The following is a 16,478-nucleotide window of genomic DNA, read 5'->3' on the forward strand; positions in this document are numbered from 1 at the left end:
ATGGTACTTCGTCTCAAGACGCGGGAGAGTAGGTCGCTGCCAGGTCTGCAAAACGCAACACAAAATCTTCTCAATCACAAAAATGGGCAACAAGCCCAAATCAAAAGGCCGCCAAAAGCGGCCTTTATGCTATAATAAATCATTCCGCGGGGTGGAGCAGCCCGGTAGCTCGTCAGGCTCATAACCTGAAGGCCGCAGGTTCAAATCCTGCCCCCGCAACCAATTCCCACCAAACATATCAAAGGGCTCCGAGACAACTCCGAGCCCTTTTGGCGTCGCAAACATAAAATCGGAACCGCGTCGCTGTCAGGTACAAAACAGGGTTGCGGGTCATAAAATCAATCCCGCCACTCACTTCCGTGAGCAATTCCATCTTCGGGATTGCCATAGGCCCCAAAACGGTGATGATGCCCTGTCATTCCTGTTCGGATAAAAGCTGCCGTGGCCGATGATCCCTTGCATATACTCAAGACCGTCTATGGCTACGATGTGTTTCGCGGGCGGCAGGCCGAAATCATCCGGCATGTGGTGGCGGGCAATAATGCTTTCGTTCTGATGCCGACAGGTGGTGGCAAGTCGCTTTGTTACCAGATTCCAGCGCTTGCGCGCGACGGCATGGGGCTGATCGTCTCGCCGCTCATCGCGCTGATGGTAGATCAGGTCGCTGCCCTGCGTCAGGCAGGCGTGCGGGCCGAGGCTCTCAGTTCCGATCTTTCTCCGGAAGAGCGGCGTGCGCTTTGGCGGGATATGCGGGCAGGCAAAGTGGATATTCTTTATGCCGCACCGGAAACCCTTCTCAAACCGGATGTCCTGGACGCTCTCCAGCCCATTGCCCTGTCGTTGATCGCTATCGACGAAGCCCATTGTCTGTCTCAATGGGGGCATGATTTCCGGCCACCCTACCGCCAGCTTGATACGCTGATCGAGCGTTTTCCCGACACGCCACGCATGGCGCTGACAGCAACGGCCGATGGGCCTACGCGCACCGAAATTCTCGGTCACCTGGGAATCGAAGAGGATGACGCCTTCATCGCCGGCTTCGATAGGCCCAATATCCGCTATGCGATCATGGAAAAGGATAATCCACGCGCGCAGCTGAAGCGCTTTTTGAAGGACCGCGACAGTGAAAGCGGGATCGTCTATTGCCTTTCCAAACGGAAGGTGGACGAAACGGCCGCATGGCTGCGGGAGGAGGGGCGCGATGCACTGCCCTATCACGCTGGGATGGACAAGGCCGCCCGCGAGGAGAACCAGACCCGTTTCCAGCACGGCGAGGCGGTCATCATTGTCGCGACCGTCGCTTTTGGCATGGGCATAGACAAGCCCGATGTGCGCTTCGTCGTTCATATTGATCTGCCCGGCAGCATCGAAGCCTATTATCAGGAAACGGGCCGAGCCGGCCGCGATGGTCTGCCATCGGACGTACTCATGCTCTACGGTTACGAAGACATCGCCCTGCGCAACCGCTTTATCGAAGAGTCGGATGCTGCGGACCAGCGCAAATATATGGAGCGCCAGAAGCTTGACGCGCTGCTCGGCCTTGCGGAAACCGCGAGCTGCCGCAGGCAGGTTCTGCTGTCCTATTTCGGCGACCGGTGTCAGCCCTGCGGTAATTGCGATACCTGCGCCGAGCCGCCGGACCTGTTTGACGGGGCCATCGCCGCACAGAAGCTTCTGTCCTGTATTTATCGCACCGGTGAACGTTTTGGCCAAGCCTATGTCATCCGTGTGTTGCTGGGGGTCGAGGATGAGCGGATTTCCCGCTTCGGACATGATCGCATCACGACATACGGTATAGGCAAGGAACATGACAATCGCACCTGGCGCGCCATTCTGCGTCAACTGGTTGCGTTACGCATGATTGAAGTGGATCTGTCCGGGCATGGTGGACTGTCCATTTCCGAGGACGGACGGCGTTTCCTGCGCGAAAAACCTGCGTTGATGCTGAGGATACCATCTGCTCCGCGTTCCGCCCGGCAACAGACGCCCCGCAACACGGTATCGACGAGTTTGCCTGAAGCTGATCGCAGTCTTTTTGAGGCACTGCGTGCGAAGCGCATGGAAATTGCCCGTGCGCAGAACGTTCCGCCCTATGTGATTTTCCACGACAAGACCCTGATAGAACTTGCCACGGCAAAACCGGTCTCCGCGAAGGAAATGGCTGGGATCCCCGGCGTCGGAGACACCAAGCTGGAGCGCTACGGGCCAGCCTTTCTGGCGGCGATCATGCAGCACGCCGCTGGCGAGTGATCGGCAGAAATCGAATGAAGAGCCGGGTAAGCAAAAATCGGTGGGCTCTGACAAAGGCTCAGCCGGTCGTGTCCTTGAACAGAACGTTCTGATCGATGAGGTAGCGCGAAAACAGCGGTAGGCTAGCACCGCCGATTGCCCGCGCTTGGCTACCCACCGCACCTTCGATGATGTCAGGCAGCGTGACACCCTGCAAATCGTGGTGTTTAAGGGCAAGGCGGGTGGCGGCTACGATCCTTGTTCTGACCCAATCGGGAAAACCGCCGTCGATGATGACGCTCGAAAAATCGATGATGGAGGCGGCGGCAATGACGGCCTGCGCCAGAGCTGCAGCAGTTTTTCGAATCCAGCTTTCCAGCGGCTCGCCGAAATCGATCCACTCGTCTGGAGAAAACCACAGGGGACGAGGATCGATGCCCCTTTCTCGCAGCATGTTTTCCAGAACGAAGATCGACGCGATTTTCAGAAGCTGGACGGTATTGCCGTCCTGCCCCTGCACCGGCAGGGGGCCGATAGCGCCGGCCGTTCCGGTCTTTCCGGAAAACAGCGCCGAATTCAAAACGACGCCGCCGCCGATAAAGGAACCGATGAAGACGTAGAGGAAATCCGGATAATGCTGGCCTGTTCCAAAAACCAGTTCAGCGCCACAGGCACTGGTCGCGTCGTTTTGCAGAAAAACGGGATAGCTGACGCTTTCGGCAATTTCCGACCGGATATCCACGCCCCGCCATCGCTCCATTTCAATCTGCGGAGCGCCCACTTCCTGCGCCCAGTTCCACAATTCGAATGGCGCGGCGATGCCGACGCCGGCAATTTTCTCTCGCTCGGCCGGCGAAAGCTTCGATTCGAGCTCCGTTATGCCGTCGATTACAAATGGCAATATCCATTCCGGCATGGGATAGGGATAGGTTCTGCGCAGCTTGAGCCTGATCCGGCCGACAAAATCCATCAGCACAAGATCGACGCTGCGCCGGCCGATCTTCACACCAAAAGAAAAGACGGCGTCAGGATTAAGCCGCATCGGCGTCGAAGGTTGGCCGACTTTGCCGCGCAGTCTTTCACCACGAATGAGAAGCCCGTCCTTTTCAAGCGACCGCATGATGACGGAGACGGTCTGTGCCGAAAGGCCGCAAAGTCTTGATATTTCGGCTTTTGACAGTCCGCCGTGGCGACGAACGAGGGACAGCACGAGCCGCTCATTATAGGCGCGCACCCCGATCTGGTTGGCGCCGCTGCTTATATCCATGGTGGTGGGCGACGCTGGCGGCGTCGTCTCGACAGATTGTCTCATATGTCATCCTCCCGCCCGCAATATCCGTCGCGACCGATACAGCAGGCTTTATGGCAATCTTGCTATCGCAACGTTAAACGACGCGCGATATTCCTCCCTGCCGCCTATTAGAATGCCATAGAGAATTAATAATTCAATCGGATTTATTTATTGACAGCCGTTTCCTTTGGTGGTTCCATCTGGGTCAACGATCATTGTTCTCGGAGGAGACGGGATCGTCGGGTAACCGTCACGGTGCTCAAATATCCATTGGGAGGATCTCATGAAGACCACTGTTTCCGCTCTTTTGGGCGCGCTTGCGCTTGGCGTTTCTTTCGCGTCCGTTGCGTCTGCGGCCGATACTTCGGTTTGCCTCATCACCAAAACCGATACCAATCCCTTCTTCGTCAAGATGAAAGAAGGCGCGACCGCCAAGGCCAAAGAGCTGGGCGTGACGCTGAAATCCTATGCCGGCAAGATCGACGGCGATTCCGAAAGCCAGGTCGCCGCCATCGAGACCTGCATTGCCGATGGCGCCAAGGGTATCCTGATCACCGCATCGGACACCAAGGGCATCGTTCCGGCCGTGCAGAAGGCGCGTGACGCCGGTCTTCTGGTCATCGCCCTCGATACACCGCTCGAACCCGTTGATGCCGCCGATTCCACCTTCGCCACCGACAATCTTCTCGCTGGTGAACTGATCGGCAAATGGGCTGCCGGCAGCCTCGGCGACAAGGCCAAGGATGCGAAAATCGCCTTCCTCAACCTCACCCCCTCCCAGCCGACGGTTGATGTGCTGCGCAACCAGGGCTTCATGAAGGGCTTTGGCATCGACGTGAAGGACATCAACAAGATCGGCGACGAGAGCGATCCGCGTATCGTCGGTCACGATGTCACCAATGGTAACGAAGAAGGCGGCCGTGCAGCGATGGAAAATCTGCTGCAGAAGGACCCCACCATCAACGTCGTCCACACCATCAACGAGCCCGCAGCTGCCGGCGCTTATGAGGCGCTGAAGGCGGTCGGCCGCGAAAAGGATGTTCTGATCGTATCCGTCGACGGTGGTTGCCCGGGCGTCAAGAACGTAGCGGAAGGCGTGATCGGCGCGACCTCGCAGCAATATCCGCTGCTGATGGCGGCGCTCGGCGTCGAAGCCGTCAAGAAGTTTGCCGATACGGGCGAAAAGCCGAAGCCGACCGAAGGCAAGAACTTCGTCGATACCGGCGTGACGCTGGTAACCGACAAGCCGGTCAAGGGCCTCGACTCGATCGATACGAAGGAAGGTCTCAACAAGTGCTGGGGCTGATGCCTCAACGTTGAAACCCGCGGGGGCATTCGTGCCCCCGCCCTTGGACCAGAATGAATATCAGGCACGATCCGGGGGATCGGACAAAGGAATAAACGAGCGCGTTGCGCGCCCCTGCGGGGATGACACAGGCCGCTTCACAACACTTTGAAATCTACGCATCATTCTCTTTGGAGATAGACCCAGGTGTCAGGGCTGATGCGATAGAGCGATCGGGAGGAAAATCCAATGAGCGATCAGCCGGTGCGGGCTCAGCCGCATAATGAATTTGAAAAGGTGCTTTCGGGAAGTTCGACGCAGGTCGCCGCTTTCGATACGCACGACAAGAGTGCGCTGGAAAAATTCCAGCATTTTCTCCATTCCAGCCCGGCGGCCGTACCGCTTATCGTCCTGGTGCTGTCGCTGGTTATTTTCGGCCTGCTCCTAGGCGGCAAGTTTTTCTCCGCCTTCTCGCTGACCCTCATCCTGCAGCAGGTTGCGATCGTCGGCATCGTTGGCGCCGCGCAATCGCTTGTCATCCTGACGGCGGGCATCGACCTTTCGGTCGGCGCGATCATGGGTCTGTCCTCCGTCGTCATGGGGCAGTTTACCTTCCGTTACGGTCTTCCGGCGGAGCTTTCCATTCTCTGTGGTCTCGCCGTCGGCGCATTTTGCGGCTTCATCAACGGCGTGCTGGTTTCGCGCATGCGCCTGCCGCCTTTCATCGTCACGCTTGGCATGTGGCAGATCGTGCTTGCGACCAACTTCCTCTATTCCGCGAATGAGACGATCCGCGCCCAGGACATTGCCCAGCAGGCGCCGATCCTGCAGTTCTTCGGCGCCAATATCCGTTTCGGCAACGCGGTCTTCACCTATGGCGTCATTGCCATGGTTCTGCTCGTTGCCCTGCTCTGGTATGTGCTGAACCGCACCGCCTGGGGCCGCCATCTTTATGCCGTGGGTGACGATCCGGATGCCGCAGAACTCGCCGGCGTCAACGTCAAGCGTATGCTGACCACCGTTTATACCCTGTCCGGCCTCATCTGCGCCTTTGCCGGCTGGGCTCTCATTGGCCGCATCGGCTCGGTTTCGCCGACCGCCGGCCAGTTCGCCAACATCGAATCCATCACCGCGGTGGTTATCGGCGGCCTGTCACTGTTCGGCGGACGCGGCTCCATCATGGGCATGATTTTCGGTGCGCTGATCGTCGGCGTCTTTTCACTCGGTCTCCGGCTTATCGGCACAGACCCGCAATGGACCTATCTGTTGATCGGCGTCCTTATCATCTTGGCTGTCGCAATCGACCAGTGGATCAGAAAGGTAGCAGGCTGATGGCAAAAGAACCTATCCTCACAGCACGCAATCTCGTCAAACGCTACGGTCGTGTGACCGCCCTCGACAATGCCGATTTCGACCTTTATCCGGGCGAAATCCTTGCCGTCATCGGTGATAACGGCGCCGGCAAATCCTCTCTCATCAAGGCGATTTCCGGTGCGGTGACACCCGATGAAGGGGAGATCAGGCTGGAAGGCAAGCCGGTGCAGTTCCGCTCGCCGATCGAGGCGCGCAAGGCGGGCATCGAAACCGTCTATCAGAACCTTGCGCTGTCTCCCGCATTGTCCATAGCTGACAATATGTTTCTCGGCCGTGAAATCCGCAAGCCCGGCATTCAGGGCAGCCTGTTCCGGGCGCTCGACCGCCCGGCCATGGAAAAATTCGCCCGCGAAAAACTGTCGGAACTCGGCCTGATGACGATCCAGAACATCAATCAGGCGGTGGAAACCCTCTCCGGCGGTCAGCGCCAGGGCGTGGCGGTGGCGCGTGCGGCAGCCTTTGGCTCCAAGGTCGTCATCCTCGACGAGCCGACGGCGGCACTCGGCGTCAAGGAAAGCCGTCGCGTTCTCGAGCTTATTCTGGATGTGCGCTCCCGCGGTCTGCCGATTGTCCTGATCTCGCATAACATGCCGCATGTTTTCGAGGTTGCGGATCGCATCCATATCCACCGGCTCGGTAAGCGCCTGTGCGTCATCAATCCGAAGGACTATTCCATGTCCGACGCCGTCGCCTTCATGACCGGCGCCAAGGAAGCGCCGAAGGAAACGCTTGCCGCATGACGCTGAAGCTTGAGACGATCGTCGAAGACGTTCTTCGGCGGGCAGAGGGTCAATCCCGTTTCATCATAGCCATTGCCGGTCCCCCTGGGGCCGGCAAATCCACGCTTGCGGATGCTCTTTTTGAGGCCTTGCGGGCGCGAGGCGAAACGGCCGCCGTCCTGCCCATGGATGGCTTCCATATGGATAACGGCATTCTTGAGAAACGGGGATTGCTGCCGCGAAAAGGCGCACCTGAAACTTTCGACGTGCGCGGCTTCCTGGATATCGTCTCCGCCGTCCGCAAGGGCGGGCAGGAGGTGCTTGTTCCGGTTTTCGACCGCTCCCGGGAAATTGCCATTGCGTCCGCCCGGGCGATTGCGCCGGAAACGCGCTTTGTCCTTGCCGAAGGCAATTATCTGCTGCTGAACGAAGCGCCCTGGACACGCCTTTCCGAGAGCTTTGACCTCACCATCTTCGTGGGTCCGTCCTTCGCCGTGCTGGAAGAGAGGCTGCGGAACAGATGGCAGGGTTATGGTCTCGATGCCGCTCAGATCCATGCCAAGCTTTTCGAAAACGATCTTCCCAACGGAAAAAGGGTGATCGAAAACGCGCGTCCAGCCGATATTCATATCGATATCTGGGAATAGATTAACGCTTTCCAGTTCTTTACCGGCAAAGCGCGTTTGCCGTTAAGCCTTTGTTGATCATGTGTTGAATCTTTTTGATCCACAGGGTGGGGCTTTTGTGTGTCTATTCATTGACGTAAAAATTTCCTCATATACTATATGTGGTGTTCAAGGTTCTTCCGATTCGCAAGGGTTGGGAGCTAAGACGGGAATTCGGTGCGTAACGCCATCATGGCGGAACAAGGCCGAAACTGCCCCCGCAACTGTAAGCGGCGAGCATCGTTCCGATTTGGGTCACTGGAGCCAAAAGCTCCGGGAAGGCCGGAATAGATGTTGTGACCCGCAAGTCAGGAGACCTGCCTTGAGCGCAAACGTCCACGGGCGGGGTGTCCGGAGGAAGGTGTTGACGCAAATGATTTGCGTGCGCCCTTTTCTGCCCCCCTCCAGAACAAGCTTCGGGGTGAAGTCATGCCAGTGCATTTCTTTAAGTTGCTGCGCTCGTCGGCGTAGAGAGTGATTTTGTGCGGCTTGCAGCATTTTGGGAAAACCGGACCCCGGTTTCCATCCGAAAATGCGAAGAGTTGCCTGGGCTACGCGCCTCACCTGAATGACAGATCCACCGCCACCCGATTGCGATTGTAATCGGCAATGTTGAGCCGTGTCCGAAATCGGCTTCGAGAGAGGAAATCATGACCGTCACCGTTTACAGCAAACCCGCCTGCGTCCAGTGCACCGCCACCTATCGTGCGCTCGACCGCATTGGTGTTCCCTATGAGATCATCGATATCTCCGAAGATGCGGATGCGCTCGATCACGTCCGGGGTCTTGGTTACATGCAGGTTCCCGTGGTCGTCGCCGGCGAACGCCATTGGGCGGGTTTCCGGCCGGATATGATCGGCTCGATCAGCTGAGGCGGTAAGGCGATGGGCCTGATCGTCTATTATTCCAGCCGCTCTGAAAACACCCATCGTTTCCTTCTGAAACTGGGGCGGCGTTTGTTTCGCCTGCCGCTCGGCGCTGAGGACGACGTGCCTCATGTGTCGGAACCCTATGTGCTGGTCACCCCCACCTATGGGGGCGGCGGCACCAAAGGGGCCGTGCCTAAGCCCGTCATCCGGTTTTTGAACGAGCCCTCCAACCGAAATCTCATTCGCGGCGTCATCGCGGCGGGAAACACGAATTTTGGCGCCGCTTTCGCATCCGCCGGAGATATCGTCTCGCGCAAATGCGCGGTGCCGTTTCTCTATCGCTTCGAGCTTCTCGGCACGGAAGAAGACGTCGCCAACGTCAAACATGGATTGGAACGATTTTGGACACGCTGACCTCGAGCGCGCTGCGCAAGGACGCCAAACAGCCGGCAGCCGCAAGCCAGAAACCGCTTGATGCGGGGCTGGACTATCACGCGCTGAACGCGATGCTGAACCTTTACGACGAGAACGGGAAGATCCAGCTCGACAAGGATCGGCTGGCCGCCCGGCAATATTTCCTCCAGCACGTCAACCAGAACACGGTATTTTTCCATAACCTCAGGGAAAAGCTCGATTATCTGGTGACGGAGGGATATTACGAGCAGGAGGTGCTGGACCAGTATTCCTTCAATTTTGTTCGTGACCTCTACGACGAGGCCTATGCCCGGAAATTCCGCTTCCCGACCTTTCTCGGCGCCTTCAAATATTACACCTCCTATACGCTGAAGACCTTCGACGGAAAACGTTATCTGGAGCGTTATGAGGATCGCGTCAGCATGGTGGCGCTGGCCCTTGCGCGTGGTGATGAGCAGCTTGCCCGCAATCTGGTCGATGAAATCATTTCAGGCCGCTTCCAGCCGGCCACCCCGACATTCCTCAATGCCGGCAAAAAGAGCCGCGGCGAGCTGGTCTCGTGTTTTCTGCTGCGGGTGGAAGACAATATGGAAAGCATCGGCCGCTCCATCAATTCGGCCTTGCAGCTTTCCAAGCGCGGCGGCGGCGTGGCGCTGTCCTTGACCAATATTCGCGAATTCGGAGCGCCGATCAAACAGATCGAAAACCAGTCTTCCGGCGTTATTCCCGTGATGAAGCTGCTGGAAGATTCTTTTTCCTATGCCAACCAGCTTGGCGCACGCCAGGGTGCTGGCGCGGTCTATCTACATGCCCATCACCCTGACATCATGCGCTTCCTTGATACCAAGCGCGAAAACGCCGACGAAAAAATCCGCATCAAGACGCTGTCGCTCGGCGTGGTGATCCCCGACATCACCTTCGAACTCGCCCGCAACAACGAGGACATGTATCTGTTCTCGCCCTATGATGTGGAGCGGGTCTATGGCGTGCCGTTGACCGAGATTTCGGTCAGCGAAAAATATCACGAAATGGTCGCCGACAGCCGCATCCGCAAGAAGAAGATCAAGGCGCGCGAATTCTTTCAGGTGATCGCCGAAATCCAGTTCGAGAGCGGTTACCCCTACATCATGTTCGAGGACACGGTGAACCGCGCCAATCCGATCGCCGGCCGCATCAGCATGAGCAATCTCTGCTCGGAAATCCTGCAGGTCAGCGAAGCGAGTGAATTCAATGCCGATCTGTCCTACAGCCATATGGGCAAGGATATTTCCTGCAATCTCGGTTCGCTCAACATTGCCGCTGCAATGGATTCGGCCGATTTCGGCAAGACCATCGAGACCTCCATCCGGGCGCTGACAGCAGTGTCTGATATGAGCCACATTTCCTCCGTCCCCTCGGTGGAAAAGGGCAATGATGCGAGCCACGCCATCGGGCTCGGCCAGATGAACCTGCACGGCTATCTGGCGCGCGAACGCATCTTCTACGGTTCCGAAGAGGGCGTCGATTTCACCAATATCTATTTCTACACCGTGACCTATCATGCCATCCGCGCCAGCAACCGGCTGGCGGTGGAAAGAGGCCAGAGCTTCAAGGGCTTTGAAAATTCGAAATATGCCTCGGGTGACTATTTCGACAAATATACCGACCGGGAATGGTTGCCCGCGACCGAAAAGGTGAAGGAACTGTTCGAAAAGGCCGGCATTGCCATTCCGACGCAGGAGGACTGGAAGGCGCTGAGGCAGGACGTCATGGCATCAGGTCTTTATAACCAGAACCTACAAGCCGTGCCGCCGACAGGTTCGATCTCCTATATCAACCACTCGACGTCTTCCATTCATCCAATCGTCTCGAAGATCGAAATCCGCAAGGAAGGCAAGATCGGCCGCGTTTATTACCCGGCTTCCTATCTCTCGAACGACAATCTCGAATATTATCAGGATGCCTATGAGATCGGTCCTGAGAAGATCATCGACACCTATGCGGCGGCCACCCAGCATGTCGATCAGGGCCTGTCTCTGACGCTGTTCTTCCGCGATACGGCAACGACGCGCGATATCAACCGGGCGCAGATCTACGCCTGGAAGAAGGGCATCAAGACGATCTACTACATCCGTTTGCGCCAGATGGCGCTGGAAGGCACGCAGGTTCAGGGCTGCGTTTCCTGCACGCTCTGAATTGAGGGACAAGACAATGAACATCGCCGTAAAACCCGCGTCCCGCATTCGCGCGGTCAACTGGAACCGCATCGAGGACGACAAGGATCTCGAAGTCTGGAACCGCCTGACCTCGAATTTCTGGCTTCCGGAAAAAGTGCCGCTCTCCAACGACATTCCCTCCTGGGGAACGCTGAAGCCGGAAGAACAGAAACTGACCATCCGTGTCTTCACCGGGCTGACATTGCTCGACACCATCCAGAACGGCGTCGGCGCCGTGCGGCTGATGGCGGATTCGGCCACGCCGCATGAGGAGGCCGTGCTCTCCAACATTTCCTTCATGGAGGCCGTGCACGCCCGCTCCTATTCCTCGATCTTCTCGACGCTATGCTCCACGCCTGATGTCGACGATGCCTATCGCTGGTCTGAGGAAAACGAGTTCCTGCAACGCAAATCCGCGCTGATCATGCGCGAATATGACAGCGGCGATCCGCTGAAAAAGAAGATCGCCAGCGTTTTCCTGGAAAGCTTTCTGTTCTATTCCGGCTTCTACCTGCCGATGTTCTGGTCAAGCCGCGCCAAGCTTACCAATACGGCGGATTTGATCCGCCTCATCATCCGCGACGAGGCCGTGCATGGCTATTATATCGGCTACAAGTTCCAGCGGGCGGTGGAGCGCCTCGGCGAAAAGGAGAGACAGGAGATCAAGGACTTCGCCTTCGATCTCCTGCTCGAACTTTACGATAACGAGGCGAAATATACCGAAGACCTCTATGACGGCGTTGGCCTGACCGAGGATGTCAAGCAGTTCCTGCATTACAACGCCAACAAGGCCCTTATGAATCTGGGTTACGAGGCGCTGTTTCCCGCCGAGGCCTGCCGGGTCAATCCAGCGATCCTGTCGGCACTCTCACCCAATGCCGACGAGAACCACGACTTTTTCTCCGGTTCCGGCTCGTCCTATGTCATCGGCAAGGCGGTCGCGACTGAAGATGAAGACTGGGATTTCTGAAACCCTGATGTCAGCAGGAACCCGCAAAGCCTATTGCGGGTTCACCACCTGGCTCGCAAGGCGGAAGGGGCTGGAGACCGTTGCGCCGATCGCATCGAATACGAAGGCTCCTGCACTATTGATATCACCGCCGCGCCTGCTTGCCTCCAGTTGCGGAACCATGGAGGCCAGCGCGGCATAACGGTCGTGATTGAGTGGGTCCGACGCCTCCAGATTGGAGATATCGACGAATTGCACGCCCTCTTTCAGGGCCGCTTCCTGAACCTGCGGATCGGTGACGTCAAGCGCACCGATGCGGGTGACATCGGCACCCAGTATGGAGGATGCTTTTAAGGCCCGGTCGTCCTTGGACACCAGCACGGTGAGTGGCGGATTGAGCCGGCCGACGACCTCGATCTGCTTGCGGAAGACATCGGCGTCGATATCGGGCGCAGCCAGCACCACCTGCAGCTTGGCGATGACATCGTTCCTGCCTTCGAAGCGCAATTGCCGCAACGCTTCCATCACCAGCCAGCCGCCCATGCTGTGACCGAATACGACGACGCTTTTTCGTGGTGTCTGCCGGGTGAGGTCGGTCAATAGGGCGGCCAGCGCATCACGCGAATAGGTCGCCGATTCCTTGTCGGCGACGTAGCCGGTGACATTGGCCTGCGAAGGCCAGGCAAAGACTAATGGCACGCCATTCATATTGGCATCGGCAGCCATTTGCGCCGCGCGGAAAAGGGCTTCCTGATAGCTGTAATTATAGCCATGCACAAAAAGTGCGATCTGCTTGCCAGAGCGGGCAATATCGCCGAGATCGGCGTTGAAGGCCGTCTTCGTCAACATATCGGCCTTGGTAACAACGAAGTCCTTCTTCGGGTCCGGCTTGCCGCTGGACCACTCGATTTTTCCGCTTTTATGGGTAGGAGGAATGGAAATATCGAAGCGCGCATAATTCGGCTCGGCCGCCCGTTCCGTCCCGAAGCCCTTTTTTGCGTCCTTGTTTCTCTCGCGTGTACTCGCCACATAGGCGGTTACGATTTTGGTGCCTTTGGCCCTGGTGTCCACAGCCTGCAGCACATCCGCCCCCGGTCTGCCCGCGCAGGATGAAAGAACGCTGAGGGTGAGAAGGAGCGAAAAAATCAGGCGCATGAATGGGCTACCGATGACAAGGAACGGCTGATAAATAACCGGCCGTCAAAAAAGTTGCTACTGGAGAATGAATTGCGCTGCTGCGGTGGTCTTCGATGTGGAGAGGCATTCCCCACCTTGCTATCCGGACATGTTCGTTTTAGGCCGTAAAGATGACGAACAAGGTGTCGCTTTTACGGCTGAAACTCACGGACTTCCGCAATTATGCGGCGGCTGCGCTCACGCTCGATGACCGCCATGTGGTGCTGACGGGCGACAATGGTTCCGGCAAGACCAATCTGCTTGAGGCTGTCTCCTTTCTCTCACCCGGAAGAGGCCTGCGCCGGGCCACTTTATCCGACGTAACACGGGTGGGGGCGGAGGCTGCCGGTTTCTCGATTTTTGCCGATGTCGAAGGCATGGATGGCGAAGTCGCCATCGGCACCGGGATCGAAGGTGACGGAGAGGTGGTGTCGCGTCGCCTGAGACTAAATGGCACGCCCGTCAAATCCGTCGACGAATTGACCGACCATCTGCGGGTGCTGTGGCTGACGCCCGCCATGGATGGCCTCTTTACCGGCTCATCATCGGATCGCCGGCGTTTCCTCGACCGGCTGGTGCTGTCGCTCGATCCAGCTCATGGACGGCGGGCAAGCGATTTTGAAAAGGCCATGCGCGGCCGCAACCGCCTGCTTTCGGAAGGCCGCTTTGATCCGGTCTGGCTGGACGGTATCGAAAAGCAGATGGCCGAACTCGGCATATCCATGGCCGTTGCCCGTTATGAGATGCTCGGCCTTCTGAAGAGCCTGATCGAAGGGCGGGCGGGCAATGCCGCTTTCCCGTCGGCAGCGCTCTCGCTCTCCGGTTTCATGGACGATGGGCTCAACCGCCCTGCCGTCGATCTGGAGGATGAATACAGGCTTATGTTGCGCGATGGCCGGTATCGCGACGCCGCTGCCGGCCGTACGCTGGATGGGCCGCACCGCGTCGATCTCTTCGGGCGTCATGCGGAAAAGGACATGGAGGCCGAACGCTGTTCAACCGGGGAACAGAAGGCGCTGCTGGGGGGGCTGGTGCTTGCCCAGGCGCAGCTCACCGCCAATATGACCGGCCATGCGCCGGTCCTGCTGCTGGACGAGATCGCCGCCCATCTGGATGAGGGCAGGCGGGCGGCGCTGTTCGATCTCATCCACGCGCTTGGCGGCCAGAGCGTCATGACGGGAACGGATGCGGCCATGTTCTCGGCCCTTGGTGAGCGGGCGCAGTTCTTCAATGTCTCCCACGGGAGCATCACGGCGTGACGGCAGAGAGATGGAGTGCGACATGGACCCGCTGAGCCCGGAAGAAATCGAACGCTACAAGCGTCACATCCTGCTGCCGGAAATCGGCGGCGCCGGACAGCAGCGGCTGAAGGCGGCGCGCGTACTGGTGATCGGAGCGGGCGGTCTTGGTGCGCCCGTGCTTCATTATCTTGCCGCCGCCGGTGTCGGCACGCTCGGCATGATCGATGACGATGTGGTTTCCCTCTCCAACCTCCAGCGACAGGTGATCCACGATACTGGCACGATTGGGGAGCTGAAAACGGAAAGTGCCCGCAAGGCCATCGCCCGTCTCAACCCGTATGTCCGTACTCTTGTTTATGAGGAACGCTTTTCGCAGGTCTGGGCGCATGACCATCTGCAACCCTTCGATCTCCTTATCGACGGCTCGGACAATTTCGATACGCGTTATACCGCCGCCGATGCGGCGGAGGCTGCCAGGAGACCGCTGGTAACGGGTGCTGTCGGCCGTTTTGACGGCTCGGTGACGGTGTTGAAACCCTACGAGACAAATGCCGAGGGCATTCTGCTGCCCGGCTATCGTGACCTGTTTCCGGAGCCGCCTCCGCAGGGGCTTATTCCCAATTGCGCGGAAACAGGTATCGTCGGCGCGCTGACCGGGGTTATCGGCACGCTTATGGCCATGGAGGCGATCAAGGTGATCACCGGTGCCGGCGAACCGCTGATTGGCCGCCTGCTCCTTTATGATGCCCTGTCGGCCCGTTTCGAAACCGTGCGATACAGGCGACGGGCAACGGGAGGGAAATCATGACCGAGATTATCGAGATCGGAGAGGACTTCGATCGCTGGCAGGAATTGCTGGCGATCATCATGTCGTCCTTCGCCTATATGGACGGCGTCATCGATCCACCGTCCTCGGCCCATCGCCTGACGCTGGATAATCTCTCCGAAAAGGCGAGGGCGGAAATTGCTTTCGTTGCGGTGGACGAAGGCGAACTGTTGGGCTGCCTGTTCTGCCGGCCGGAGCCACCCGCCTGTCTTTACGTCGGAAAGCTGTGCGTCTCACCCCAGGCGCAGGGAAAGGGCATAGGCAAGATGCTGCTGCAGAGGTCCGAAGCGTTGGCGCGCGAATTGGCGCTGCCGGCGCTGCGGCTGGAAACCCGCATCGAGCTGATCACCAATCACGCCAGATTCGCCGCCTGGGGTTTCGTCAAGACTGCTGAAAACGCCCATGCCGGTTACGATCGCACGACCTCGATCGAGATGACCAAGGTCCTCGGTTGAAATCGTCTTCAGCCGATCCGGCTGCGTAAAGTCCGGAGTTATCTTCCTTGGCCGATTACAGAGCCTATTGCAAAAGGCCGGATTGCACCATCTGGGAGAGAAATACCGAGGAGACGCGGTCAATGCCGGTCTGCGACTGGTTTTCTGCCGATCCGCCCCGCCACACAGCTTTCCCCTGCCCGCTGAAGAGCTGGATTTCCGTGCTGACCTTGTGGGTGAGAGGAGCCGCCTTTGTCGCTTCCACCATCTGATTCATCAGTCTTGCGGACGGCATGCGCGTTCTGTCGCCGATCTCGTCCGCATTTGCACCAGCCTTCAGCCGCTGGAAGGCCGGCGCGACATCCGGCAGAGAGCAGTTCATCTTGATCCGCGCCACAACAACACCCGTGGGCGTTTTTGCACCGATACGTGCGGGTTCCGCCTTGCAACGCACCCGCTCCGTGCTCGCCACCCAGAGCTTTGCGAATTGCTCCGATTGTTCTTTCGTTGTCCCCTTGGGTGAATGCATGCCTCTGTTTTTGCGTTGCCAGGCGACCGGGTCTGCAACCAGTTCCATATCCGTGTAGCGCGGGCTGCTACCCGAGGATCCCCATTCCTTGTTCAAACGAGACATGCTGGCGCGATCAAAATTCAGCCAGGCGCGATAATAGAGTTCCGCAGTCTCTTCAGGGGAGGGCGAAGCGGCCTGGGCCGAACCGCCGACCAGCATGAGCAGGATGGAGATCAACGTTAAGAACTTCGTCTGGATACCCATTGAACTTTCCCTCCCTATGATCGAACGACGGTGGCC

15 protein-coding genes, 1 tRNA gene and 1 riboswitch are annotated in these 16,478 nt (G+C 58.1%); of the genes, 13 read left to right on the plus strand and 3 right to left on the minus strand.

The features are described 5' to 3' along the window. Window positions 1–145: 145 nt before the first annotated feature. Both ASB65_RS00005 and recQ read left to right on the plus strand, forming a co-directional pair. Window positions 146–222: transfer RNA gene (locus tag ASB65_RS00005), tRNA-Met, on the plus strand. Window positions 223–441: 219 nt separating this feature from the next. Then, window positions 442–2,250 (plus strand): DNA helicase RecQ, encoded by a 1,809-nt coding sequence (gene recQ, locus ASB65_RS00010; RefSeq protein ID WP_060722702.1) that lies wholly within the window; start codon window positions 442–444, stop codon window positions 2,248–2,250. Window positions 2,251–2,308: 58 nt separating this feature from the next. Here recQ and ASB65_RS00015 read toward each other — a convergent pair whose 3' ends face one another. Further along, complete coding sequence (locus ASB65_RS00015; RefSeq protein ID WP_060722703.1) at window positions 2,309–3,541, minus strand: ROK family transcriptional regulator; 1,233 nt, start codon at window positions 3,539–3,541, stop codon at window positions 2,309–2,311. A 262-nt stretch (window positions 3,542–3,803) separates the two neighbouring features. On the opposite strand from ASB65_RS00015, the gene ASB65_RS00020 reads away from it, so the two are divergent. The 8 genes from ASB65_RS00020 to nrdF all read left to right on the plus strand — a co-directional run bounded on the left by ASB65_RS00020 (window position 3,804) and on the right by nrdF (window position 12,011). Then, window positions 3,804–4,826, plus strand: coding sequence for a sugar ABC transporter substrate-binding protein (locus ASB65_RS00020; RefSeq protein ID WP_003507133.1), 1,023 nt, complete (start codon window positions 3,804–3,806; stop codon window positions 4,824–4,826). Between the two features lie 228 nt (window positions 4,827–5,054). Continuing rightward, on the plus strand, window positions 5,055–6,137 hold the full coding sequence (locus tag ASB65_RS00025; protein WP_060722704.1) for an ABC transporter permease: 1,083 nt from the start codon (window positions 5,055–5,057) through the stop codon (window positions 6,135–6,137). Then, window positions 6,137–6,919 (plus strand): ATP-binding cassette domain-containing protein, encoded by a 783-nt coding sequence (locus ASB65_RS00030; RefSeq protein WP_003507135.1) that lies wholly within the window; start codon window positions 6,137–6,139, stop codon window positions 6,917–6,919. The genes ASB65_RS00025 and ASB65_RS00030 overlap by 1 nt, the downstream gene beginning before the upstream one ends. Beyond that, complete coding sequence (locus ASB65_RS00035) at window positions 6,916–7,545, plus strand: nucleoside triphosphate hydrolase (protein ID WP_060722705.1); 630 nt, start codon at window positions 6,916–6,918, stop codon at window positions 7,543–7,545. The genes ASB65_RS00030 and ASB65_RS00035 overlap by 4 nt, the downstream gene beginning before the upstream one ends. Window positions 7,546–7,678: 133 nt before the next feature. Then, window positions 7,679–7,903, plus strand: a riboswitch (cobalamin riboswitch). A 310-nt stretch (window positions 7,904–8,213) separates the two neighbouring features. Continuing rightward, a complete protein-coding gene (gene nrdH / locus ASB65_RS00040; RefSeq protein ID WP_003507138.1) occupies window positions 8,214–8,435 on the plus strand; it encodes a glutaredoxin-like protein NrdH in 222 nt (73 codons plus the stop codon). 12 nt (window positions 8,436–8,447) lie between these two features. Then, window positions 8,448–8,846: a class Ib ribonucleoside-diphosphate reductase assembly flavoprotein NrdI gene (nrdI, locus tag ASB65_RS00045; RefSeq protein WP_003507140.1), complete on the plus strand. Its 399-nt coding sequence runs from the start codon at window positions 8,448–8,450 to the stop codon at window positions 8,844–8,846. Continuing rightward, window positions 8,834–11,020, plus strand: a complete 2,187-nt coding sequence (gene nrdE, locus ASB65_RS00050) for a class 1b ribonucleoside-diphosphate reductase subunit alpha (protein WP_080868373.1) — start codon at window positions 8,834–8,836, stop codon at window positions 11,018–11,020. Before nrdI ends, nrdE begins: the two co-directional genes overlap by 13 nt. A gap of 16 nt (window positions 11,021–11,036) precedes the next feature. Continuing rightward, complete coding sequence (gene nrdF, locus ASB65_RS00055; protein WP_003507143.1) at window positions 11,037–12,011, plus strand: class 1b ribonucleoside-diphosphate reductase subunit beta; 975 nt, start codon at window positions 11,037–11,039, stop codon at window positions 12,009–12,011. 30 nt (window positions 12,012–12,041) lie between these two features. Here the strand turns inward: nrdF and ASB65_RS00060 are convergent, their stop codons facing one another. Further along, complete coding sequence (locus ASB65_RS00060) at window positions 12,042–13,145, minus strand: alpha/beta hydrolase (protein WP_003507145.1); 1,104 nt, start codon at window positions 13,143–13,145, stop codon at window positions 12,042–12,044. A 152-nt stretch (window positions 13,146–13,297) separates the two neighbouring features. Here ASB65_RS00060 and recF point away from each other — a divergent pair, with 152 nt between their 5' ends. Genes recF through ASB65_RS00075 form a run of 3 tightly spaced genes read left to right on the plus strand, consistent with a single transcriptional unit; the run spans window position 13,298 to window position 15,688 of the window. Then, window positions 13,298–14,425, plus strand: a complete 1,128-nt coding sequence (gene recF, locus ASB65_RS00065) for a DNA replication/repair protein RecF (protein WP_060722706.1) — start codon at window positions 13,298–13,300, stop codon at window positions 14,423–14,425. Window positions 14,426–14,447: 22 nt separating this feature from the next. Further along, on the plus strand, window positions 14,448–15,215 hold the full coding sequence (locus ASB65_RS00070) for a molybdopterin-synthase adenylyltransferase MoeB (protein ID WP_060722707.1): 768 nt from the start codon (window positions 14,448–14,450) through the stop codon (window positions 15,213–15,215). Next, window positions 15,212–15,688 (plus strand): GNAT family N-acetyltransferase, encoded by a 477-nt coding sequence (locus ASB65_RS00075; RefSeq protein WP_060722708.1) that lies wholly within the window; start codon window positions 15,212–15,214, stop codon window positions 15,686–15,688. The genes ASB65_RS00070 and ASB65_RS00075 overlap by 4 nt, the downstream gene beginning before the upstream one ends. Window positions 15,689–15,752: 64 nt before the next feature. Here ASB65_RS00075 and ASB65_RS00080 read toward each other — a convergent pair whose 3' ends face one another. Further along, on the minus strand, window positions 15,753–16,442 hold the full coding sequence (locus ASB65_RS00080; RefSeq protein WP_060722709.1) for a hypothetical protein: 690 nt from the start codon (window positions 16,440–16,442) through the stop codon (window positions 15,753–15,755). Window positions 16,443–16,478 lie beyond the last annotated feature (36 nt).

Source organism: Agrobacterium tumefaciens str. B6, assembly GCF_001541315.1.
GTDB lineage: Bacteria > Pseudomonadota > Alphaproteobacteria > Rhizobiales > Rhizobiaceae > Agrobacterium > Agrobacterium radiobacter.